Raw genomic sequence first — 19,944 nt, forward strand, 5'->3', positions numbered from 1 at the left:
CGGCTCACCCAGCCGGCTCACTCAGCTTCGAAACCGCCGTGGTGGCGGGCCACAGCGAGCCACTCCAGCCATGCGGTCCACCGGGGCTCCATCTCCAGCCGGGCCCTCAGGTCGGCGGGCGCCCGGCCGTAAGCGGCCAGCGCCTCCTCGATCTCCGCCGCGGTGATCACCCAGCGGTCGTTCGACACCAGCTTGAACGCGGGAATACCCGCCCGCCCGGGCGGGCGCTGCGATCGCCAGAGCAGATCGGCGCCGTCCCTGGCGGTCTCGTCGCCCTGCCCGTCGGGCGGCCCGGTCCACGGTTCCGGTTCGGCTGCGTACCCCATTCCGGTCAGCCGCATGTTCTCGTTGATGTCCGCGAACCGCCGGTACCTGAACTCCGACGGATACTCACCCGCCCCGGGCCGTTCGGCAGCGGCCGTCGCGACCAGACGATCGAGGATCGCGGCGCAGTCAGGCTCGTGCGAACACCGCGGCCCGGCGTCCCGGCAGGCAGCCCACCGATACCGCGCCGCAGCACAGTCGGCCAACTCCAGATCGATCCCCACCCGCCCATGATCGCATTCCGGGGCCTGATCGAACGACGCTGACGCGACCCCGCCCCGGCAGCCGGACATCGATCGCTTCCGTCACGCCAACGGCGGGCGGTCGATCACTTCGACGTACATGATGAGGTTGTCGACCACGTCGAGGATGAGCATGCCGGGGCCGGCCGGGCTCAGGCCGATGTTGCGGTGGCCGGGGCCGTACGCGCCGTCGGGTGGGGGTTGGGTGTAGAAGCTCTGGCAGAAGCTGTCGCCGCAGCCGCACTCCTTCAGCACCCGGAGCTCGTCGATCCGGGCGGCCAGGGCGTTTTCGCCCTCCTCGAGGAGGGCGGTTCTCAACTCGGCGGCGAGAAGGGGCCATCTACTGCTCACAAGTGTCATCGGCCGCGACGGTAGTCAGCTGCGCATCGCCGCGTCGAACGATAATTGCAGCCCGCGCATGACGGTGAGTTCGGCCGGGTCGGCGAAGCGCTCCCGCATCGTGGCGGGGTCGACGTCCTCGAGGTGGGTCTGGATCCACCAGATGTTGCCGACCGGGTCCTTGATCCGGCCGCCGCGGTCGCCCACGATCCTCGACGTGACCACCTCGGTGACGAGCGTGGCACCGGCGTCGAGAGCGCGTGCCACCACCTCATCGGCGTCGTCGACGTAGACGCTGAGAAAGCTCGGGGTCGGGGGCCACTCGGGGTGGGCGTCGAAGGCCATGATGACCGCGCCGTCGATGGTGATCTCCGCGTGCCCGATCGTGCCGTCCTCGTTCGGGACGCGGACTGCCTTGTGCGTGGTGAACACCGCTTCCACGAAGTCGAGGAAGCGGGCCGCGCCCCTGGCCACCACGTAGGGGGTCACTGCCGATTTGCCGCCGGGAATGGTTGTCATGCGGTCCAGCATGGACGCCATTGCGGTCAGGATGTGGCCTCTGCGGGACGGACGAGGGGCAGGAGGATGTCGTCGACGATCGAACGGATGCGGTCCTGTTTCAGGGGTTCGAGGTTCATGAGCAGGTCGTGGCGGACCAGGTCGAAGGGCATGGCGAGGACCGCGGCGGGGATGGTGTCGAGGTTGATCTCGCCCCGGTCGTGGGCGCGCTGGTAGAGGGTGCGCATGCGGGCGTGGCGCTGGTCGCCCATAATGCGGTCGCGGACCTGGGCGGGGGTGCGGCCGGCGGTGGCCAGGCCGGAGGAGACGGCGGCCGCGGCGATGGCGAAGAAGGGGGCGCGGGCCTCGCCTATGCCGGTCAGGGCGGCGAGGAGGTCACCGCGCAGGGTGCCGGTGTCGGGGAGATCGATGCGGTGGGTGGCGCCGTAATGCTCGAGGGCGGCGAGCACCAGCTCGTCCTTGTTGGCCCAGCGGCGGTAGAGCACGGCGATGCCGGTGCCGGCGCGGGTGGCGACGGACTCCATGGTCAGCCTGGCGAAACCGGTCGCGGTGAGTTCTTCCCAGGCGGCGTCGAGGAGCGCGGCCTCGAGCTCGGCTCCGCGGCGGCGGCGCGGGGGGTCTGTGGGCGTCACCACCCCATCATAAGGAAGGGTTGCATTCCTTAAAGACACGACCTACGTTCTTAAGAGAGGTTTCCATCTCTTAAGCGAGGGCTGCACATGACCGTCGACACGAAGTTGTCACCGCAGGTGAGGATGGCGTTGCTGGCGCTGCTCGTCGGGGGGATCGCGGCGATCCTGGACTCGACGATGGTGACGCTGGCGATCCACACGCTGACGGTGGAGCTGCACTCGGGCACCGGCACCATCCAGTGGGTCACCACCGGCTTCCTGCTGGCGATGGCCGTGGCGATCCCGGTCACCGGGTGGGCGGAGCGGCGCTGGGGCGGCAAGCAGGCCTGGATGGCGGCGCTGACGCTGTTCGTGCTGGCGTCGGTGCTGTGCGCGGTGGCGTGGAACGACGTCGCCCTGATCGGGTTCCGGGTGCTGCAGGGCTTCGGCGCCGGGCTGATCTTCCCGCTCATGCAGACCCTCGCGGTCCGGGCCGCGGGCGGGCAGGTCAGCAGCCGGTTGATGGCGTCCGTGACCCTGCCGATCGCGCTCGGCCCGATCCTCGGCCCGGTGCTCGGCGGGATCATCCTGCACTGGCTGAGCTGGCGCTGGCTGTTCCTGGTCAACGTGCCGCTGATCGCGGTGGGCCTGCTGCTGGCGTGGCGGTTCCTGCCCGCGGACCGCCCCGGCCCCGCGGCGCGGCGCTCACGGCTGGACGTGACCGGTCTGGCGTTGCTCGCACCCGCGCTGGCCGGGATCCTGCTCGGGCTCTCGCAACTCCCCGACGAGGGCGCGGGAGCGCTGGTGCCGCTGCTGGCAGGGGTCGCGCTGCTGGCCGTGTTCATCATCCGGGCGGCTCAGTACGGCGCGGGTCAGCCTATCGTCGACATCCGGCTGCTGCGGCTCCGGTCGCTCGGCAGCGCCTCCGCGGTCCTGTTCACCGCGGGCGCCGCGATGTACGCCGCCATGTTCCTGCTGCCGCTCTACTTCCAGCAGCTGCGCGGCGACAGCGTGCTGGAGGCCGGCCTCCTGCTGATCCCCCAGGGCGTCGGTGCGCTCGCTGCGCGCTTCGTGGTCGGCGGTCTGGTCGATCGGTACGGTGCCCGCGCCATGACGATCGCCAGTTTCCTGCTCGCCGCCGTGGCGACCGTCCCGTTCGCGCTCGCCGGCCCGGGCACGAGCCTGTGGTGGTTGTCGATCGTGCTCCTGATCCGCGGGGTGGGCATCGGGGCGGTGCTGATCCCGCCGATGTCCGTCGCCTACACCGGGATCGCGCCGGGCGACATCCCGCACGCCACCATGAACACCCGCATCGCGCAGCAGGTCGGAGCGTCGTTCGGCACCGCGATCGTCGCCGTCGCCCTGCAAGCCACGCTCGGCGCGACCACCACCGACGCCTTCCGCGGCGCCTTCTGGTGGGCGATCGCCATCACCGTCCTCGCAGTGATCCCCGCCCTCCTCCTCCCGGCAGATCGCCCCACGAACACCCGCCCGGAAAGCGCCAGGCCGGGCCGGTGAGAAAGCAGCCCACAGGGATCATGAAGCGGTGAAGGCGGCCATCCAGGCGAGGGCGGAGTTCCAGTTGATGGTCAGCTCGTTGGTGGACCAGGACTGGATGTCGTCGATGTAGCAGAACTGCGCGACGCACCCGGTGAGCTTGCTCTGCGCGTACGGGTCCTGGATCGAGGAGTTCGCGCCCCCGGCGAGGGACCCGTTCGGCGGGTGCGGGAGGGTGGCGTCGAGCTCGTGGGCGTACCAGCGGCTGTGCTGGTTCTGGGAACTGACCTCGCCGTAGCCGGTCACGTAGGACTGGTTGAGCGCGTTGCGGCCGAGCACGTAGTCCATGGTTTCGAGGGCGGCGTCGCGGAAGGCCGAGCGGCCGGTGAGGTCGTAGGCGGTGGCGAGGACCTGGGCGTTGTTGAGGACGGCGCTGTTGGAGCCCCAGTCCCAGGCGTTGTTCGCGGGGGCGTACGGCACGCCGTAGGGCTGGTTGCGCTGGATCGCGAGGTAGTGCGCTGCTCCGCGTACGACGGAATCCCTGATCTGAGCCCGGCCCGGCAGTCTGCTCGGCAGGACCGCCAGGTCGAGGCGGGCGGCAGCCGCGGTGCTGGCCCAGTCGAAGGCGCCCGCACCGGTGAAGACGTCGGCCGTGTGCAGCGGGGAGGCGAGCAGGAAGTCCTGGTAGGAGCGTTCGCCGGTGGTCAGGTAGAGCTCGGCGGCTGCCCAGTAGAAGTCGTCGTCGACCTTGCTGTCGTTGTAGGCGCCACCGCCGATGCCGTCGGACTCGGGGGCGTAGAGCGCCGGGTTCGCCCTGGCGGCGGTGAACGCGGTGCGGGCGGCGGCGAGAGCCTTGGCGGCGAAGGCCGGGTCGAAACGGCGGTAGACGCGGGCTGCCTGCGCGGCGGTCGCGGCGAGGTTCAGGGTCGCGGCGGTGGAGACCGGGTGCAGCTCACGCTGCTGCGGGTCCAGGTGGGGCAGCAGGGGAAGTCCGGTCCAGGCCGCGTCGTGGATCTTGTGGTGGGCCATGCCGGCGTACGCGTGCCCGGCCGGGACCTGCATCTTCAGCAGGAAGTCGAGCTCCCAGCGCACCTCGTCGAGCACGTCCGGGGTGGCGTTGCCGCTTTCCGGGATGGCCAGCTCACTCTTCACCCCGAAGCGTTCGTACGCGCTGAGCACCTGCCACACCGAGATCCCGCCGTTCACGACGTACTTGCCGTGATCCCCCGCGTCGTACCAGCCACCCGTCACGTCGAGGGTGTAATCGCACACGCCGGGCTGACAGGGGACTGCACCGTCGCCGAGGTTCGGGGCGACGTCGACGTGGCCGGCCGGGCGGGCGTACCCGGGTCGCAGGTCCTCCCGGATCTCGATGCCGCTGCGCTGGGTGTAGAAGAACTTGAGCGAGTCCGTCCGCAGCTGCCGGTAGGCGGCGGTGTCCACGTCGAACGGGCGGCTGGTCTCGCCATCGGCGACGAGCGTGTAGCCGGCTCCACGGACCCGGTATCCGCTGAAGTCGATCGAGTGCACGTTCTGCCCGGAGCTGACGTCGACGCCGCGCGGGGTGCTCCGGCCGCTCTTGACGACCTTGCCGGCGGCGTTCCTCAACTGCCAGGGCAGCGCGGTGGTCGCGTCGGTGACGAGGGTGGCCTTCTTCGGGCCGTCCGGCAGATAGCCGACCTGGTTGACGCGGACCCGCGGTCCGGTGTCGGGGACGTAGACCTCGGGTGGCACGCCGCCGAGCAGCGAGGCGTCGTCGACGCAGAAGGTCCAGGGATCGGGGCTGCCACCGAGCTGGAACGCCACTTGCGCCTGGCCGGTGGTCACTGCGGAGGTGAAGGTGTACGCGTACGGCTGCGCGTCCGCGGTCAGCCCGGGTGACGCCTCGAAGTACGTGTCGTAGGGCGCCGCGGAGCCCCCGACGATGGCCCGCACGACATGCCCGGCCCCGGTCGCCGTGAACGAGTAGCGGTAGTTCTCCCCCGCCACCAGGTCGATGTCGTTCTGCCCGATGGAGAAGTCCCATTTGTTCACGGTCCCGCCGGGCACGTCCACGCAGGCCTGCCCGCCCGCGACGGTGATCGCCCCGGAGCTGGCCCACCACGGCGCGGCGCCGTTGTCGAATCCCCCGTTGACGATCTGCTCGACCTCATCGGCATTCGCAGCCCGGGCATCTGCGGTCTGGGCATTTGCGGCCTGGGCATTTGCGGCCTGGGCCGTCACGGGCACGAGCAGCAGTGTTGTGGCAAGGACGACAGCGGTTCGGATCACGTGACGACTCCCTGGGAGCGCTTCCAGCCATCGGGCAATGCAGATATGTTGATGGCTACGTTACGTGCTGTCAACGCTTACGTAACGACGGGCTACCGCAGGGGGTATCGACTGATCGCGTCCGATGCCAGGGCCGCGGCCTGGCTGATCTCCGCCAGATCGGCGTCGGTGAAGTCGTGCCGCTCCGGCGTCATCACGCAGTGGCTGCCCAGGATGTGGCCGTCGGGAAGCACGAGCGGCACTCCCGCGTACGCCCGGACGAGCCCACCGCGTACCGCCGGATTGTTGCGGTATTCGTCGTCCTCGGTGAGATCACCGCACACGTACGGCGCCGCGTCGACCACCACGTGCGGGCAGAACGACAGCTCGTTCGGCGAGCCCCCGATCACCGACAGGAAGTCGGCCTCCCCGGCATTGGTGGCCATCGTCGCCGTCGCGGTGTCGAGCACGGCCTGGACTGCGCTCAACGGCAGCTCGAGGCGCTCGGCGCTGTCCCGGCAGATCTCCTCCAGCTCGGCGGTCAGGTCCGGGTTGAACAGGTCGTAGGCGGCCATCGCGGTGAGGCGATCGAGGTCGGCGAGGGCCGCGGTGTCGGTGGTCATGACGGGCTCCCTTCTCAGCTCAGCGCGCGTCGGCTACGGCGGACGCCGCCGCCTGCAGGTATTCGTAGGACTTGATGCGGATCATCAGGGCGCGGCCGGAGAGGGCGAGGACGGGGTCCGACGCGGCCATGGTGTCGGCCAGCCGGCGTACGGCATCCGGGTCGGTCTCCTTGCCGGTCAGGCCGGACTGCGTGAGCAGCCGCTGCCAGATCTCCGCCGAGGTGTGCCCGTAGAGCTGTTCGAGCGCGGCTTTCGCCTCGGCGAGGTCGGGCCGGCGCATATGGTACGGATCGTCACTCGTCATGCGTCCTCGTTCCTCAGAAGCTCAGTAGCTGAACCGGCCGACCAGGGCATTGAGCTTGGTCGCCAGCCCGGAGAGGTCGTCAGCCGCCTCCTTGCTGGAGCGCGCCGCGTCGGACGTCGCCTCGGTGACCTGGGAGACCGCGGCGAAACTGGCCTGCACGTCACCGCTTCCCTGGGCGGCGTCGCTGATCGAGCGGGTCATCTCGTTGGTGGTGGCCGACTGCTCCTCCACCGCGGAGGCGATCGTGGTGCTGTAATCGGTGATCTGGCCGATGACCTCCTCGATCCGGGCGATCGCCGCGCTGGCACCCGCGCTGCGCTGCTGGATCGCGCCGATCTTGGCGGTGATGTCCTCGGTCGCCCGCGCGGTCTCCTGGGCGAGATCCTTGACCTCGCTGGCCACGACGGCGAAGCCCTTGCCCGCGTCGCCGGCCCGGGCCGCCTCGATCGTCGCGTTGAGGGCCAGCAGGTTGGTCTGCTCGGCGATCGAGGTGATCAGCTTGACCACGTCACCGATCTCCGTGCTGGCCTGGCCCAGTTCGGCGATCTGCGAGCTGGTCTCCTGAGCGATCGACATCGACTCGTTGGCCACCTCCGCGGCCTTCGAGGACGTCGTGGCGATCTCCCGGATCGACGCGGTCATCTGCTCGGCGCCGGCCGCCACCGACTGCACGTTCGAACTGATCTGCTCAGCCGCGCCCGCCGCCGCCCCCGCTTTGCCGGACGCCTCCCCCGCACCGGTGGTCAGCTCGTCGCTCACCTTCGACAACTGCACGGCCGCGGTGGACAACGCCGTCGCGGTGGTCACGAGCTCCCGGATCGTGTCGGCCACGGACGTCACGGCCTGATCCAGGTCCCGGCCCATGGCTCCCAGCTCGTCGCGGGAGTCGAGACCCGCCGACCGGGTCAGGTCGCAGGCCGCCAGGCCTTTCAGCGCGTACGAGACCTTGCCCATCCCGGAGATCACGGAGCGGGCCACGTAGCCGGCGAACGCGAGCGCGACCAGCACCCCGGCAACGAGCAGGACAATGATCTGGGTACGCGCGGTGCCGTATGCGTCAGCGGCCGCGCTCTGGCGCTCCTTCGCGTCGGAGGCCTCGGCCTCGGCCAGCTTGTTGACGATGTCCCCGGCCTTCGTGGCGGCGGGCAGCGTGATCTCGTCACGGGCCTTCTCCACGGCGGGCAGATCACCCTTGCGCGCCGCGGGCAGCAGGTCGCTGTCGCGCAGCTTCTGGAACTCCGCCCAGGTCGTCCCCAACTCGGCAACGAGCGCGGGCTGCACCGACGTCGCCTGGTAGACCTTCAGATCCGCGGCGAACGCGGCATCGTTGGCATCGAGCGCCTGCTGGTACTTCGTGAACGACGCCTCGGTGCTGGAGATCGCATAGTTGAGCATGTTGCGCCGGGTCTGATCCATGTCGAGCTCGACCGCGTCGATCTCCTGGACCGGCAGCAGCCCCTGCTCATAGATGGCGTTCGCGTCATCGCTCAGCTTCGCCATCCCGACGATGGCAAGTATGCCGACGAACACCGCCACCGCCGCCATGACCAGCACCGCGGCAGCGATCTTCGTCAGGATCCCCCGGTCCGCGACCAAGCGCCCCACACCCATGTCAGATTCCCCCCGCCGAGTGCTCCCCCACCCCCGATCGGCACCCACCCCAAAACCCTGAGCCCGCCCGCACGGGCCCGCCCCCACAGGCCCCTCCGCTGCCCACCGCAGGCCCCGCCCACCGCAAGCCCTGCCCGCTGCCCACCGCAGGCCCTGCCCCTCCTGCCCCCTGCAGGCCCAGCCCCCCGCCCACCACAGGCCCAGCCCCCCGCCCACCACAGGCCCAGCCCCTCCTGCCCACCGCAGGCCCCGCTCCTCACGCCCCCTGCTCCCGGCGACCCAGCCGACCGCAGGTCCTGCCCACCACACAGGTCCTGCCCGCCACACAGGCCCCGGCCCGCCACACAGGCCCCCGCCCCCGACGACCACAAGCCGATACGCAGCGTTAGGTTGTGTGCAACTTAATTGCACACAACTTAACCGGCCGTGATCAGGGCACCACGGCGTCCGAGGGCCCAGACGGTGAGCGCGAAACAGCTGAGAACCATCCCGGCGATGGTCACCGCGGTCCAGCCGCCCGCGGACCAGAGCACGGACGCCGCGGCGGACCCGATCGCGCCGCCGATGAAGTTGCTGGTCACGTAGGCGGTGTTGAGCCGGCTCCGCGCCTCGTGCGAGACGGCGAAGACGCGCAGCTGGTTCAGAATGTTGACGCCCTGCATGGCGATGTCCAGCACGACGATGACCACGAGGATCAGCAGCACCGAGCGCCCGGAGAACGCGGCGAGCACAAAACTGAGCAGGATGACCGCCCAGCCGAGCCCGGTGCCCGGCAGCGAGAGCCCCCGGTCGTGCAGCTTGCCGGCGCGCTGGGCGGCCACCGCACCCACGAGCCCGGCCAGCCCGAACAGCCCGATCACCGACACGGGATAGCCGAACGGCGGCGCGCTGAGCAGGAACGTCAGCGAGGTCCAGAACATCGTGAAGGTGGCGAAGCCGGTCGCGCCGAGGACGAGCGTCCAGCGTACGGTCCGCTCCCGCACGACAACGGCAAAGACCGAGCCGATCAGCCGGGGGTACGCAAGCCTGGTCTTGGGTTCCAGTACCGGAATCGCCCGATGGAGCAGCACCGCGAAAACCACCGCGGCCAGCGCGGCGACCACGTAGATCGCCCGCCACCCGGCCACCCCCGCGACCAGCCCGCTGACCGTACGCGAGACCAGGATCCCGGTCAGGATGCCGGACGCCACCGTGCCGACCACGTGCCCCCTGGTCGCCTCGTCGGCGAGGTCCCCCGCGAGCGGCGTGAGGATCTGCCCGGCGACCGTCGTCACGCCCAGTGCGGTGATCGCGGCGAGCAGCACCCCGAAACTCGGCGCGACGGCGCACCCGACGAGCGCGACGGCGGCGCACAGCATCATTACGGGGATCAGCTTGCGGCGGTCGACGACGTCCCCGAGCGGGACGATGAGCAGGATGCCGGCGGCGTACCCCAATTGGGTAGCGGTGACCAGCCACCCCGCGGCCGCGGTCGGCGCGTGCAGGTCCTCCGCGATCAGGTCGAGCAGGGGCTGAGCCCAGTACAGGTTGCCCACGGCGGCACCGGCGGCCACGGCGAAGAGAAAGGTCAGGCGTTTCACCTGATCATCCTCACCCGTCCCGGCCCGGCCGGCCGGCCCGGGGGCGTTGACAGGTGGGATATCAATGATTCCATGGTGGACTCGGAATTGCAGGTGGAGATCCCGCACGCGGCCCGGATCTGGAACTACTGGATGGGCGGGACGGACAACTTCCCCGCCGACCGTGCCGCCGGCGACGCGGTGGCGCAGGTCTACCCCGAGATCGTGCTCATGGCGCGGCAGTCCCGCAGGTTCCTGATCCGGGTGGTCCGCCACCTGGCCGGCGAGGCGGGCGTACGCCAGTTCCTCGACATCGGCACCGGCCTGCCCACCATGCAGAACACCCACGAGGTGGCCCACGGCGTCGCCCCCGAATCCCGCATCGTCTACGTCGACAACGACCCCCTGGTCCTCGCCCACGCCAGATCCCTGCCCGCAGGCGGCGACACGACCTACGTCCACGCCGACTACCACCAGCCCGAGAAGATCCTCGCCGAAGCCGCCCGCACCCTCGACTTCAGCAAACCGGTCGCCATCATGTTCATGGGCGTCCTCGGCTACGAACCGGACCTCACGGTCCTGCGCGACATCGTCCGCACCACCATGTCCGGCACGGTCCCCGGCAGCCACCTGGTCCTGTGGGACGGCACGGACACCACCCCCGCCGTGGTCGAGGGCAGCGCCAAACTCGCCGAGAGCGGCGGCGTGCCGTACATCCTGCGCAGCCCCGAGGACCTCGCCACCTGCTTCGACGGCCTCACCCTCCTCGAGCCCGGCCTGGTCCAGCTCCCCCTGTGGCACCCCGACCCCACCGACGACCCCGAATGGCTCGACGCCTACGGCGCCGTCGCCGCCAAACCGTAGTTTCAGTTCGCGAGACCCGGGGGCAACGTATTCTCGCCGGACGTTTCGCGCTCTTGCCAGGACAACAAGTCACGACGCCGCTGCCGGGCAACCGCCACGGCAGCGGCGATCGCGCCCAGATCCGCCGGCCTGGCAGGGAAGCGCCCCAGCTCCTCACCAGCACCCAGAGCCGGAGCGGGCGACCAGACCGTCGTCGGCACGCAGACGACCGCATCCGCCCGGGAAACGCCGATCAGAGACTCGAAGTCTTCCGTGGTCATGAACCACGCCCGATCCCAGCCGGTACGCCTCCCCAGCCTAACTCCGGCTCGGGGTAGTCCACCCCGCATTCGACCACGGCCGGCCGCACCGGGAGGCCATGCCGCCGCAGAAGCCGGAACCCGGACAAGGTATGCTTCTGATGTCGACGCGGGGTGGAGCAGCTCGGTAGCTCGCTGGGCTCATAACCCAGAGGTCGCAGGTTCAAATCCTGTCCCCGCTACAAAGTAAGTGCAGGTCAAAGGCCCTTCATCCTTCCGGGTGAGGGGCCTTTGTGTATCCCGTGGTCGCAGGGTGGTCGCAGACGAAAAACACGAACGGTTCGACCGGCTGCTGCACGCTCACCCGCGACCACTGCTGCACCGCCAACGCCGGACGCGCCGTCAGGTCCAGCCGGCTCACGCACACAGCGTTCTGATCGGCGTCCAGGAAGATCGCGACCACGCTGTCCTTCGGGTGGGACCCCAGCAGGTAGGGGCACCAGGCCCAGCACCTCCGCACATGAGCGCACATCCTGACGCCTCTGAAGAATTTCAGTCACGCCGAACATTGATCGGTAAGGGATAATTTAGTGCTTCTATCCATCGATTTCAAGAAAGAATTGTATCGGCCCAGGATTGATGCGGAGCTGTCCGGATTGATCGCTCATATATTCGCGAAACTCGACCATGAGCGTGATGCCTCCATTGCTTTCGAAGATGGATCGCAGGCGCCAGTCCTCAGCCCTGGTGATGAAGCGTGGTGCACCTTCGACGAACGATATCGCGGAGAGGGAGAGCCCCCCTCCGGCAAAGCGCTTCTACGTTTGGCGGTCAATGCGGCAACGGGATACGGGTCGCTGACCTGGATGGGGACAGCTCCAGACGGGCAGTCCAGTGATCTCTATGACCACATATGGGTGTCCGATAATCCTCAACCGCTCGACTGGGATCCACGTGTAGTCGGGGATCCCTACGTTCCAACTTTTCATGATCCGCGAAACGCGCTGCCGATCTTTCAAATTCGTTCCGCTGTCGACGAGTACTGCAGTACCGAAGATGGTGAACGGCCGGCAGAGATTCGGTGGGCGCATGGCGAGTTCGACGGGCAACGGCCGGGATGGGGCACTTCAGCTTTCAGCGAGGAGTCGGCGGTCACGGCTCGGGCCGAATCCGTCTGAGATTACCTGGATACAGGGTGGCGTGTCTTAATTTATTTGACGGCCGGGTTGCGAGAGAATGAGGCATGTCTGTTGCTGCCGCGTTGATTCTGCGTCCCGGTGATGGTGTCCGGCTGCGGGAATTGACGCGTTCCTCGACGGCGCTGGCGGGCATATGCAGCAGGCTCGGATGGTGTTGCCGGCTGCGGAAGGCTGCCTAATGCGGAGATCGGCCGGCAGGTGGGGATGACCCGGCAGACGGTGATCGCCTGGCGGTCCCGTTACGAAGCCGGCGGGGTCGAAGCCCTGGCCGATCTACCCCGCTCCGGGCGACCGCCGGTGATCGACGAGCCTGTGTCATCGCGTCCACGTTGAACCCGACGGCGAACGCGGTGGTGGTCTGCGTCGATGAGAAATCAAACACCCGGGCCTCGGCTCGCACCACACCCCTGTTGCCGATGCGTCGACCAGGCCGAACGCCGCACCCGCGACTACCGGCGGCTCGGCACCATCACCCTGTTCGCCGCTTTGGACGTCGCGACCGGGAAGATCACCGCGAACGCCTGCTACGAACGGCACTGCACCACCGAGTTCCCCGCTTTCCTCAAGCAGGTAGCCAAAGCGCACCCGAGGGTTAAGCCGCACGTTGTAGCCGATAATTACGCCACCCACAACCACCCGAACGTCAAAGCCTGGCTGGCGCGTAACCCACGGATCACTTTGCCTTTCACCCCGGCCGGCGATCCGTGCATTCATCGACGGCTGCAACGATCGCTGTCAGCCGTTCCGCTGGACCAAGACCGCCGACCAGATCCTTCAAAAGCGCAGCGCAAGCCCCGGCTTGACGTCAAAGATCACGCCACGTGTGCGGCTCTTGATAGGCATGCCAGCCACGGAAGAACCAGTCCGCCAGGTCTCTCAGCCGCTCCAAGCAGTCCTGGTAGTACTGCACCGGCTCCGGCCGAGGAAAATTCGGGTGACTGGTCCACTCCGCCACACAGTGTGAAGTTTCATAGAATCCCTCTGCCATCCAACGCGGCAGATCGTCACGGTCTTCGTACTGTTCACAGGCCGACCGCATCGCCTGCCCCAAGCGGCTGAACGCCGCCCGGTCCCAGACCAGGCCCTCGCCTCGCAGACACAGCAGGAAACTGCCCTCTGTCCCCTCAAACTCCCGCCTCAGCAGGGTCAACGCGTCATCCACGTCCGCATCCTGGCACGCGGGTACGACAATCCCCACGCCGTCAAACTACTTCAGACACGCGATAGTAGCGGTAGTTTGTCGGCTTCGTAACCTTTTGTTGCTCTGCCACGTTGCACCGGCTGGTGTCGGTCAAGTGAGTCGGGGTGCTGGTGGTTCGCGCGGTGTGTCCACCGGCTGCAGGTCCGTTGGAGGACTATGCAGCCGGGTTTGACAAGTTGTTCTCCCGGCTGGCTCAGCGGCGAGGGTTTCGCGAGTATTTGACCGGTCTGCTGGCCCCGCGCGATCGCAATAAAACGCTGACCGGCCTGGCCGGGTCTGAACCGGTCGAAGGGGCGCAACACGCTGCGGTGCAACGGTTGCAGTACTTCTTGTCACAGTCCACCTGGGATGCCGATGAGGTCAACCGGCGGCGTCTGGAGCTGCTGGTCAACGACCCCGCGACCGCACCACACGCGCGTGGTGTGATCGCTATCGACGACTCCGGTGATCGTAAAGACGGCACCGCGACGGCGCATGTCGGGCGGCAGTGGCTGGGCCGCTACGGCAAGACCGACAACGGCATCGTCACCGTGACCACGGTCTGGGCTGACGAGCGGGTCTACTATCCGCTGCACGCCGAGCCTTACACCCCGGCATCGCGCTTGCCGGGCAAGAAAGCTGATCCCGAGTTCCGGACCAAGTTGCAGATCGCCGCCGACCTGGTCTCCCAAGCACTTTCCGCCGGTGTGACATGCCGGGCGGTCGTAGCGGACAGCTTCTACGGCGACCACGACGCGCTACGGGGAGAACTGAGCCAGAGCGGCTTGGGCTTCGTGATGTCCCTCAAACCCTCCCGCGGCACCTGGCAGTACGGCGCTGATGCCTATACCCCGAAAGACGCCGCGCGGGCCGTGCCATGGGGCGGGCCCGACGATCCCGGCGGCTGGAGCCCGGTCGTGCGCCGGTTCCGTGACGGGCACACCGAAACGTGGTGGGCCGTCGATGCCCAACTCGGCTGGTGGGGGCCCGACGGACACACCCGCCTCGTCATCGCTACCACCGACCCGTCCGTCCTGCCGGACAACGCCACCTGGTACTTGGCCACCAACCTGGCACGCCCCGACGGCCCGCACGACACCCCCGATGCGCTGCACGAGCCGGCCAACCTGACCGAAGTCGTAAGGCTTTACGGCATCCGGCACTGGATCGAGCAGAGCTACAAACAGGTCAAGGACGAACTCGGCTGGGCCGACTTCCAAGTCCGGTCCGCCACCGCGATCCGCCGCCACCAAACCCTCGTCCACTGCGCATTCTCGTTCTGCTGGAATACCTGGTTCGGCCCACCATCCACAAACGACAACTCTGCAAGCTCTCCGGAACCGTCAAACGACGACTCCGGAGAGAGGGGGCCCCGCAACCGGCCCGCCGGCTGAACTCCCCAGCTGGCCCAAAGCGCTGCGCGCCGTCCGCGCCTGGCTCGCACCCTGGCTACTGCTCCAACGCTGGTGGCAGGCCTGGACCGACAAACCCCCACCCGCTGAACTCCAACAACTCTTGAACGCTCTCGAACAGGGCCATGCCATCAATCTATATTTACCACCTTAAAGCCGACAAACTACCGGTAGATGTACCGGATGTGCCACAGGTGCATTACGCGGTCGGCGGGGAAGACCCAAAGCTCAGGACCGGGCGGACGCCGGGACGTCGGCTGCGTCGACGACGGTGGTGGCGACGCGTTCGAGGTCGCGCTGGTCGTCAGGGGTGAGGTTTTTTGCGATGTCGGGCAGGCGGTCGGCGGTCTCGGCGTACACCGCGTCGGCAAGGACCTTTCCCGTGGGTGTGACGCCGAGCATGATGACGCGCCGGTCCTGGTCCGAGCCCACCCGGTTGACCAGGTCGCGCCGTTCGGTGCGGTCGACGAGCTGGCTCAGTGCGTTCTTGGTCATGCCGAGGGAGGCGGCGAGGTACGTCATCCGCTTCGGCTCGTCCTTGATCGCGCAGAGCAGCGTGGCCTGCATGGGGGTCAGGTCGAGCTCGGCGCAGATCTGCGCGTACCTGCGCTGGATCAGGACCGAGAGCCAGAAGAGCTTGTCGCCGTAGCCCAAGCCCGCGTCCGATGCCACCCGCCTACTCTACCGCCGGGGGCGAGCCACCCGGCCGGCTGACAGAGGCCCTATCCGTGAGTTTCCCGCCCGAGGCCCCGGCGGATCGCGATCTCCACGGGAGAGTACGCACCGTCGGGCCGATCCAGTTCGTACGGTGCGGCCGGCATCAGGGGCGGCTGGGCCATGAAGCGGGGGCGGGTTCCGTGGTGGGGCTGTGCCGCGTGGACCAGGAACGGATGGCACAGGAAGACGTCACCGGGAGAGCCCGTGGCGAGCGCGAGGGGGCGGTGGTCGGAGGCTGCTATCAGATCGGGGGCGAGGGTCAGGCCGCTTGCCCCGTCCTCGCCGTACTTCTCCAGCACCTTCGGGACGTCGAGGTGCGAGCCGACCCGGATCACGGTCGGGGCGTCCCGGTCGGCGACCTCGCTGAACAGGAACAGCATCAGCAGCGCGCGGCCCCGGGAGCGTACGTTGGTGAAGTACCAGCTCTCCCCCTCCGGCAGGTAGCTGCCCTCGATGTGCCAGCCCGCGTCGTCCGGCTCCGTCTCGTGCGGGAAGCGCAGCGGGAACGTCCCCAGCGAGTAGCGCGGCTCCCAGCGACCCGCGCCGACGAGCAGGTCGTACGCGTGATGCAGGAACGGCGAGTTGGGCGCCGCCGCGAAGGGGCCCTGCGCCATGCCGGGCACCCAGTGCACGGGCTGTGTCCATGTCGCGGGATCGTCCGGGTCGCAGCCCGTCTCCCGCCACAGCAGCCGCGCGCAGTCCGCGGCCACGCGCGGCGCGACCGCGCCCTCCAGCTTCACGAAGCCGTCGCTGAGGAAACGGGATACCAGGGTCGCATCGTCCACGCCCCATCCTGTCGCGACACCGGCTCCGACCGCACGGCATTTTCCGGGGCGTGGATCTCAAGCGGGCACGTCAGACCGGGGCGGTCCACTTCTGGTTGGCCGCGCCGGTGCAGGTCCAGAGCTGGGTGGGGGTGAAGTCCGCGGAGCTGGCGCCGGTCAGGTCGAGGCACTTGCCGGACTGCGGGTTCACCAGGTCGCGGGCGGCTGTGTAGACCCATTGCTGGGCGCCGGTGCCGTTGCAGTCCCAGAGTTGCACCTTCGTGCCGTCGGCCGTGCCGCTGCCGGAGACATCGAGGCACTTGCCACCCGTACGGAGAGTGCCGTCTGTGGATCTTGTCCACTGCTGGGTCGAGCTGGCCACGCAGGAGTAGAGGTCGACAGCTGTGCCGTTGGCGGTGGCGCCGCCCGCCGCACCGATGCACTTACCGGCCAGACCGGTGATCTGACCGGTCGCGCCGGCGGGTGGTGGCGTGGTGCCGCCGTTGTCGCCGCTTCCGGAGACGAACTTCCAGGTCACATTGAGGACGCCGGGGGTGTTCGCCGGATCCGTGGAGGCGAACTGGGCGAAGGCCGGCGCGCTCAGATCGATGTGCGTGGCGTCGCAGCTGGGGCACTTGTCCCTGACCGGGACCGTGATCGTGCGGCCCTGATAGGTGACCTGCACGGAGATGCCGCTGCACAGCGGGTCGAGGTTGGGGTTCGCCGTCGTCCACCACCGGTAGGAGACGGCGACCAGCATCTCGGTGGCGGCGTTGATCTGCGTGCCGCAGGCACCGTACCCGGCATCGTTGTAGTAGGTCGTCGTGCCGGTCTGGGTCTCGCCGATGGGGATGGCCGCCGCGGCCGGCGCGGCGAGAGCCACCACCGCTGTCAGTCCCGCGGCAACGGCGAGCACGGCCTTACGCACGAAGAGCAATGGGTACGCCCCTTCCAGGATATAGAGCATTACGAATCTGTAAGGACTCTATACGGTTCCTGTGTGGAGGACCATGAGGAACCACGCGTTCGCCACGATCCAGCCGACGACTTCCCCTACCCCGACAAGACGCCGGTCCTACCTGCCGGACTGACCCGACCAGAACGTGACGCGGGCAACGACCGTCACCTCACGAAACGTGCGATATCCTCACGCAGTTTCTCGTCGTCCTCGAGGTCGCCCGGGTCGACCGACCGGGCGACGTCCGCCAAGCGCTCACGCTCAGCCGGGTTCGCCACCCAGTACTCGGCGGGCACCTGCCGCAACACGGCCGCCAGCAGATCGCCCGGGTAGTAGTCACCCTCGGCGAGGGGGTCCCGCTCCAGCACCTCCAACGCGAGCGGCACCAGCGTCGCCACCCCCACCCGCTGGCCGATCAGCACCCGCAGCTCCTCGACGTCCAGCGCACCGACGGGCTTGCGACGCAGCCGGTGCACGGTCTCCATCAGCTTCGGCGCGTCGGCGGGTGCGCTGCCCCACACGCGGTTCTCGATCTCCTCGAGCGACTGCTCCCGCGACATCTCTTCTCCTCGGACTCAAGGGGGCGCGCTGGCCCGCAACGGTGAGACCGGCGGGGAAGACCCTAGACTCCGGCTGTGATCGACGACCCGGTCGCGCAGCGGAGTCTCGGCTTTCTGGTCCAGGTGGAGGATCCCGGCCGGGCCATGTCGCTCTACCGGGCCGCGGCCGAGGGCGGGGACGCCATCGCCGCTTTCAACGTCGGTATGACGCTCGGCAAGTCACCCGCGGCGGTCCCGTGGCTGCGGCAGGCCGCCGCGGCCGGTGCCCGCGGCCTCAGGCGTACTCGGGGAGTTGCCAGGCACCGCCGCGGTCCTGCTTGGCCATGCGGGTGACCAGGTCGGGGATGCGCAGGAAGCAGGCAAGGGACGTGACGGCGTGGAGGGTGTCGATCTCGAACTGGTGCATCGGCATGCCGAGCTTCAACAGCTGAGGCTTCACCTCGGCCTGGATCTTGTCGACGAACGGCCGCAGCGTGGTGTCGTAGTTCGCCAGGGCTGCGGGCAGGTCGTCCGGGTTGCGGTTGAGTTCGCCGGCCAGGACGTACGCGCCGACGAGCCCGCCCGAGATGCCCATGCCGCTGTACGGCGAGGCACAGTGGGCGGCGTCCCCGACCAGCACGACGCGTCCCTGGGACCACGTGTCCGTGCGTACCTGGAGCACTTCCTGGGAGTAAAAGCTTTCCGTCGTCTGCATGCCCTCGATGAACCGCTGCGTCTGCCAACCCGCGTTGCGGAACCGGCCCGCCCAGAATTCCTTCTGCCGTTCGACCGGCTCCCGGTGCACGGCCGATGCCTCCGCGGACTGCTCCCGGAGCACGAAGTACGCCTGGGTGTCGGCCGGGTTGTGACTCCTGCGCATGATCATGCGACCACCCGGGGCCAGGTACGTGTCGCGGATGTTGCTGTCCGACGCGATGCGCGGCACGAACCAGTACGCCATGTGGATCCCCACCCGCCAGTAGGGGTCCGCGTCGTCGGGCAGCAGGGCCCGGCGGATCCGTGATCCCTGCCCGTCAGCGCCGACCAGCAGGTCGAATTCGCCGGACGTGCCATCGGAGAAGTACGCGATGACATGCTTCTCGTCCTGCTCGAAGCTGTCCACGCTGACGCCGAAGACGTACTCCACGTCGTTCCTCGTCGCGTCGTGCAGGATACGGACCAGGTCGCCGCGCATGATCTCGTACTCGGAGGTCAGGGACTGTTTTCCCTGCCCGGACGTGTTGGCCATGATCGTCGCCCGGGCCCGGCCCCGGCTGTTGACGAAGGCGACCCCGGCCTCGTCGACGAGCTTGTCCCGGACGGCGCCGAGCAGCCCCATGCGCTTGACGGCGTCGATGCCCTGCCCGCGCAGGTCGACCTGCGCGCCGGTCGCGCGCAGGGCCGGGAAGCGCTCGGCGACGACGACCTGGTGCCCGCCCCGGGCCAGCCAGAAGGCCAGCGCCTGCCCCGCGATGCCGCCACCGGCGATGAGGATCTTCATGTCGTCAACTCCAACCTATCAGTGAAAGGTAACGGTCGCCTATCGGCGATAGGTTTGTCAAGGACTATCACTGATAGGCTGGCGACATGGCCAAGCTGAACCGGGATTCCGTCATCGCCGAGGCGCTCGACCTGCTCGACGAGGTCGGCCTCGACGCCGTGAGCACGCGGCAGCTCGCGAGGCGGCTGGGCGTCGAGCAGCCGTCGCTCTACTGGCACTTCCACAAGAAGGAAGACCTGCTCAGCGCCATGGCGGAAGCGGCCATGGCACCCCACGCGGCCGCTCCCCTGCCGGCCCCGTCGGACGACTGGCGGAACTGGTTCGCCGAGAACACCCGCAGCTTCCGCCGGACCCTGCTGCTGCGCCGCGACGGCGCGAGGCTGCACGCCGGATCAATGCCCGCCGGCAAGGACCTCGACCGAGCCCTGCAAAAGTACGAATTCCTGGTCGCCGCCGGCCTGCCCGAGCCCGATGTCCGCACGGCGATGCTGGCCACCAGCCGCTACACCGTCGGCAGCGTCCTCGAGGAGCAGGCGAACGCCGCCCCGGGCACCGATCACGAACCGGCGTTCGACGCCGGCCTGGCGCTCATTCTCGACGGCCTGGCCCTCAAACTGCGGGCGTAGAACCTCAGCTGGGGAAGCCCTGCACCACCGCGAGCGCCAAACACTTCACCAGGACCGACCTGAGCG

The 19,944-nt window shown here is 68.5% G+C and carries 23 protein-coding genes, 1 tRNA gene and 1 pseudogene; 8 read left to right on the forward strand and 17 right to left on the reverse strand.

Features of this window, described 5'->3' with window-relative positions; all coding sequences use genetic code 11:
• Window positions 1-17: 17 nt before the first annotated feature.
• The 4 genes from Aco04nite_RS33340 to Aco04nite_RS33355 all read right to left on the reverse strand — a co-directional run bounded on the left by Aco04nite_RS33340 (window position 18) and on the right by Aco04nite_RS33355 (window position 2,056).
• Window positions 18-548: a hypothetical protein gene (locus Aco04nite_RS33340; protein WP_213001221.1), complete on the reverse strand. Its 531-nt coding sequence runs from the start codon at window positions 546-548 to the stop codon at window positions 18-20.
• An 81-nt stretch (window positions 549-629) separates the two neighbouring features.
• On the reverse strand, window positions 630-926 hold the full coding sequence (locus Aco04nite_RS33345; protein ID WP_213001222.1) for a hypothetical protein: 297 nt from the start codon (window positions 924-926) through the stop codon (window positions 630-632).
• A 15-nt stretch (window positions 927-941) separates the two neighbouring features.
• Window positions 942-1,424: a VOC family protein gene (locus Aco04nite_RS33350; protein WP_213001223.1), complete on the reverse strand. Its 483-nt coding sequence runs from the start codon at window positions 1,422-1,424 to the stop codon at window positions 942-944.
• A gap of 26 nt (window positions 1,425-1,450) precedes the next feature.
• On the reverse strand, window positions 1,451-2,056 hold the full coding sequence (locus Aco04nite_RS33355; protein WP_213001224.1) for a TetR/AcrR family transcriptional regulator: 606 nt from the start codon (window positions 2,054-2,056) through the stop codon (window positions 1,451-1,453).
• Window positions 2,057-2,143: 87 nt separating this feature from the next.
• Here Aco04nite_RS33355 and Aco04nite_RS33360 point away from each other — a divergent pair, with 87 nt between their 5' ends.
• Window positions 2,144-3,553: an MDR family MFS transporter gene (locus Aco04nite_RS33360; RefSeq protein ID WP_213001225.1), complete on the forward strand. Its 1,410-nt coding sequence runs from the start codon at window positions 2,144-2,146 to the stop codon at window positions 3,551-3,553.
• 18 nt (window positions 3,554-3,571) lie between these two features.
• Here Aco04nite_RS33360 and Aco04nite_RS33365 read toward each other — a convergent pair whose 3' ends face one another.
• The 5 genes from Aco04nite_RS33365 to Aco04nite_RS33385 all read right to left on the reverse strand — a co-directional run bounded on the left by Aco04nite_RS33365 (window position 3,572) and on the right by Aco04nite_RS33385 (window position 9,900).
• Entirely contained in the window at window positions 3,572-5,755 is a 2,184-nt protein-coding gene (locus tag Aco04nite_RS33365) for a glycoside hydrolase family 9 protein (protein WP_280519403.1), read from the reverse strand.
• A 140-nt stretch (window positions 5,756-5,895) separates the two neighbouring features.
• Complete coding sequence (locus Aco04nite_RS33370) at window positions 5,896-6,405, reverse strand: GAF domain-containing protein (protein WP_213001227.1); 510 nt, start codon at window positions 6,403-6,405, stop codon at window positions 5,896-5,898.
• Between the two features lie 19 nt (window positions 6,406-6,424).
• Window positions 6,425-6,709 carry a hypothetical protein gene (locus Aco04nite_RS33375; protein ID WP_213001228.1) on the reverse strand — a complete coding sequence of 95 codons (285 nt, stop codon included), beginning with the start codon at window positions 6,707-6,709 and terminating at the stop codon, window positions 6,425-6,427.
• Between the two features lie 21 nt (window positions 6,710-6,730).
• Window positions 6,731-8,320 carry a methyl-accepting chemotaxis protein gene (locus Aco04nite_RS33380; protein WP_213001229.1) on the reverse strand — a complete coding sequence of 530 codons (1,590 nt, stop codon included), beginning with the start codon at window positions 8,318-8,320 and terminating at the stop codon, window positions 6,731-6,733.
• A gap of 416 nt (window positions 8,321-8,736) precedes the next feature.
• Window positions 8,737-9,900 carry an MFS transporter gene (locus Aco04nite_RS33385; RefSeq protein ID WP_213001230.1) on the reverse strand — a complete coding sequence of 388 codons (1,164 nt, stop codon included), beginning with the start codon at window positions 9,898-9,900 and terminating at the stop codon, window positions 8,737-8,739.
• Window positions 9,901-9,972: 72 nt separating this feature from the next.
• On the opposite strand from Aco04nite_RS33385, the gene Aco04nite_RS33390 reads away from it, so the two are divergent.
• The gene (locus Aco04nite_RS33390) at window positions 9,973-10,743 is read left to right on the forward strand and encodes an SAM-dependent methyltransferase (protein ID WP_213001231.1); all 771 of its coding nucleotides are present in this window, start codon (window positions 9,973-9,975) and stop codon (window positions 10,741-10,743) included.
• Between the two features lie 2 nt (window positions 10,744-10,745).
• Here Aco04nite_RS33390 and Aco04nite_RS33395 read toward each other — a convergent pair whose 3' ends face one another.
• Window positions 10,746-11,003, reverse strand: coding sequence for a hypothetical protein (locus Aco04nite_RS33395; RefSeq protein ID WP_213001232.1), 258 nt, complete (start codon window positions 11,001-11,003; stop codon window positions 10,746-10,748).
• A gap of 147 nt (window positions 11,004-11,150) precedes the next feature.
• Here Aco04nite_RS33395 and Aco04nite_RS33400 point away from each other — a divergent pair.
• A tRNA-Met gene (locus Aco04nite_RS33400) sits at window positions 11,151-11,224 on the forward strand.
• A gap of 26 nt (window positions 11,225-11,250) precedes the next feature.
• Here the strand turns inward: Aco04nite_RS33400 and Aco04nite_RS33405 are convergent.
• Window positions 11,251-11,514, reverse strand: a complete 264-nt coding sequence (locus Aco04nite_RS33405) for a DUF4192 family protein (protein WP_280519400.1) — start codon at window positions 11,512-11,514, stop codon at window positions 11,251-11,253.
• A 58-nt stretch (window positions 11,515-11,572) separates the two neighbouring features.
• On the opposite strand from Aco04nite_RS33405, the gene Aco04nite_RS33410 reads away from it, so the two are divergent.
• The gene (locus Aco04nite_RS33410; RefSeq protein ID WP_213001234.1) at window positions 11,573-12,160 is read left to right on the forward strand and encodes an Imm1 family immunity protein; all 588 of its coding nucleotides are present in this window, start codon (window positions 11,573-11,575) and stop codon (window positions 12,158-12,160) included.
• Between the two features lie 65 nt (window positions 12,161-12,225).
• Window positions 12,226-12,956: pseudogene (locus Aco04nite_RS33415) on the forward strand (transposase); the annotation flags it as partial.
• A gap of 30 nt (window positions 12,957-12,986) precedes the next feature.
• On the opposite strand, the gene Aco04nite_RS33420 reads toward Aco04nite_RS33415, so the two are convergent.
• On the reverse strand, window positions 12,987-13,343 hold the full coding sequence (locus tag Aco04nite_RS33420; RefSeq protein WP_213001318.1) for a hypothetical protein: 357 nt from the start codon (window positions 13,341-13,343) through the stop codon (window positions 12,987-12,989).
• A 161-nt stretch (window positions 13,344-13,504) separates the two neighbouring features.
• Here Aco04nite_RS33420 and Aco04nite_RS33425 point away from each other — a divergent pair, with 161 nt between their 5' ends.
• On the forward strand, window positions 13,505-14,755 hold the full coding sequence (locus tag Aco04nite_RS33425) for an IS701 family transposase (protein WP_280519404.1): 1,251 nt from the start codon (window positions 13,505-13,507) through the stop codon (window positions 14,753-14,755).
• A gap of 246 nt (window positions 14,756-15,001) precedes the next feature.
• On the opposite strand, the gene Aco04nite_RS33430 is transcribed toward Aco04nite_RS33425, so the two are convergent.
• The 4 genes from Aco04nite_RS33430 to Aco04nite_RS33445 form a co-directional block, all read right to left on the reverse strand.
• A complete protein-coding gene (locus tag Aco04nite_RS33430; protein ID WP_244876470.1) occupies window positions 15,002-15,445 on the reverse strand; it encodes a MarR family winged helix-turn-helix transcriptional regulator in 444 nt (147 codons plus the stop codon).
• A 50-nt stretch (window positions 15,446-15,495) separates the two neighbouring features.
• Window positions 15,496-16,275 carry a phytanoyl-CoA dioxygenase family protein gene (locus Aco04nite_RS33435; RefSeq protein ID WP_213001236.1) on the reverse strand — a complete coding sequence of 260 codons (780 nt, stop codon included), beginning with the start codon at window positions 16,273-16,275 and terminating at the stop codon, window positions 15,496-15,498.
• Window positions 16,276-16,345: 70 nt separating this feature from the next.
• On the reverse strand, window positions 16,346-17,221 hold the full coding sequence (locus Aco04nite_RS49195; RefSeq protein WP_244876471.1) for a cysteine/serine endopeptidase inhibitor: 876 nt from the start codon (window positions 17,219-17,221) through the stop codon (window positions 16,346-16,348).
• 155 nt (window positions 17,222-17,376) lie between these two features.
• Window positions 17,377-17,772: a contact-dependent growth inhibition system immunity protein gene (locus Aco04nite_RS33445; protein WP_213001237.1), complete on the reverse strand. Its 396-nt coding sequence runs from the start codon at window positions 17,770-17,772 to the stop codon at window positions 17,377-17,379.
• Window positions 17,773-17,847: 75 nt separating this feature from the next.
• On the opposite strand from Aco04nite_RS33445, the gene Aco04nite_RS33450 reads away from it, so the two are divergent.
• Window positions 17,848-18,105: a hypothetical protein gene (locus Aco04nite_RS33450; protein WP_213001238.1), complete on the forward strand. Its 258-nt coding sequence runs from the start codon at window positions 17,848-17,850 to the stop codon at window positions 18,103-18,105.
• On the opposite strand, the gene Aco04nite_RS33455 is transcribed toward Aco04nite_RS33450, so the two are convergent.
• The gene (locus Aco04nite_RS33455; protein ID WP_244876472.1) at window positions 18,047-19,252 is read right to left on the reverse strand and encodes an FAD-dependent monooxygenase; all 1,206 of its coding nucleotides are present in this window, start codon (window positions 19,250-19,252) and stop codon (window positions 18,047-18,049) included. The genes Aco04nite_RS33450 and Aco04nite_RS33455 overlap by 59 nt on opposite strands.
• Window positions 19,253-19,338: 86 nt before the next feature.
• Between Aco04nite_RS33455 and Aco04nite_RS33460 the strand changes: the two genes are divergently transcribed.
• On the forward strand, window positions 19,339-19,878 hold the full coding sequence (locus tag Aco04nite_RS33460) for a TetR/AcrR family transcriptional regulator C-terminal domain-containing protein (protein WP_213001239.1): 540 nt from the start codon (window positions 19,339-19,341) through the stop codon (window positions 19,876-19,878).
• The last annotated feature ends 66 nt before the right edge of the window (window positions 19,879-19,944 follow it).

This window comes from Winogradskya consettensis (genome assembly GCF_018332715.1).
Taxonomy (GTDB): domain Bacteria; phylum Actinomycetota; class Actinomycetes; order Mycobacteriales; family Micromonosporaceae; genus Actinoplanes; species Actinoplanes consettensis.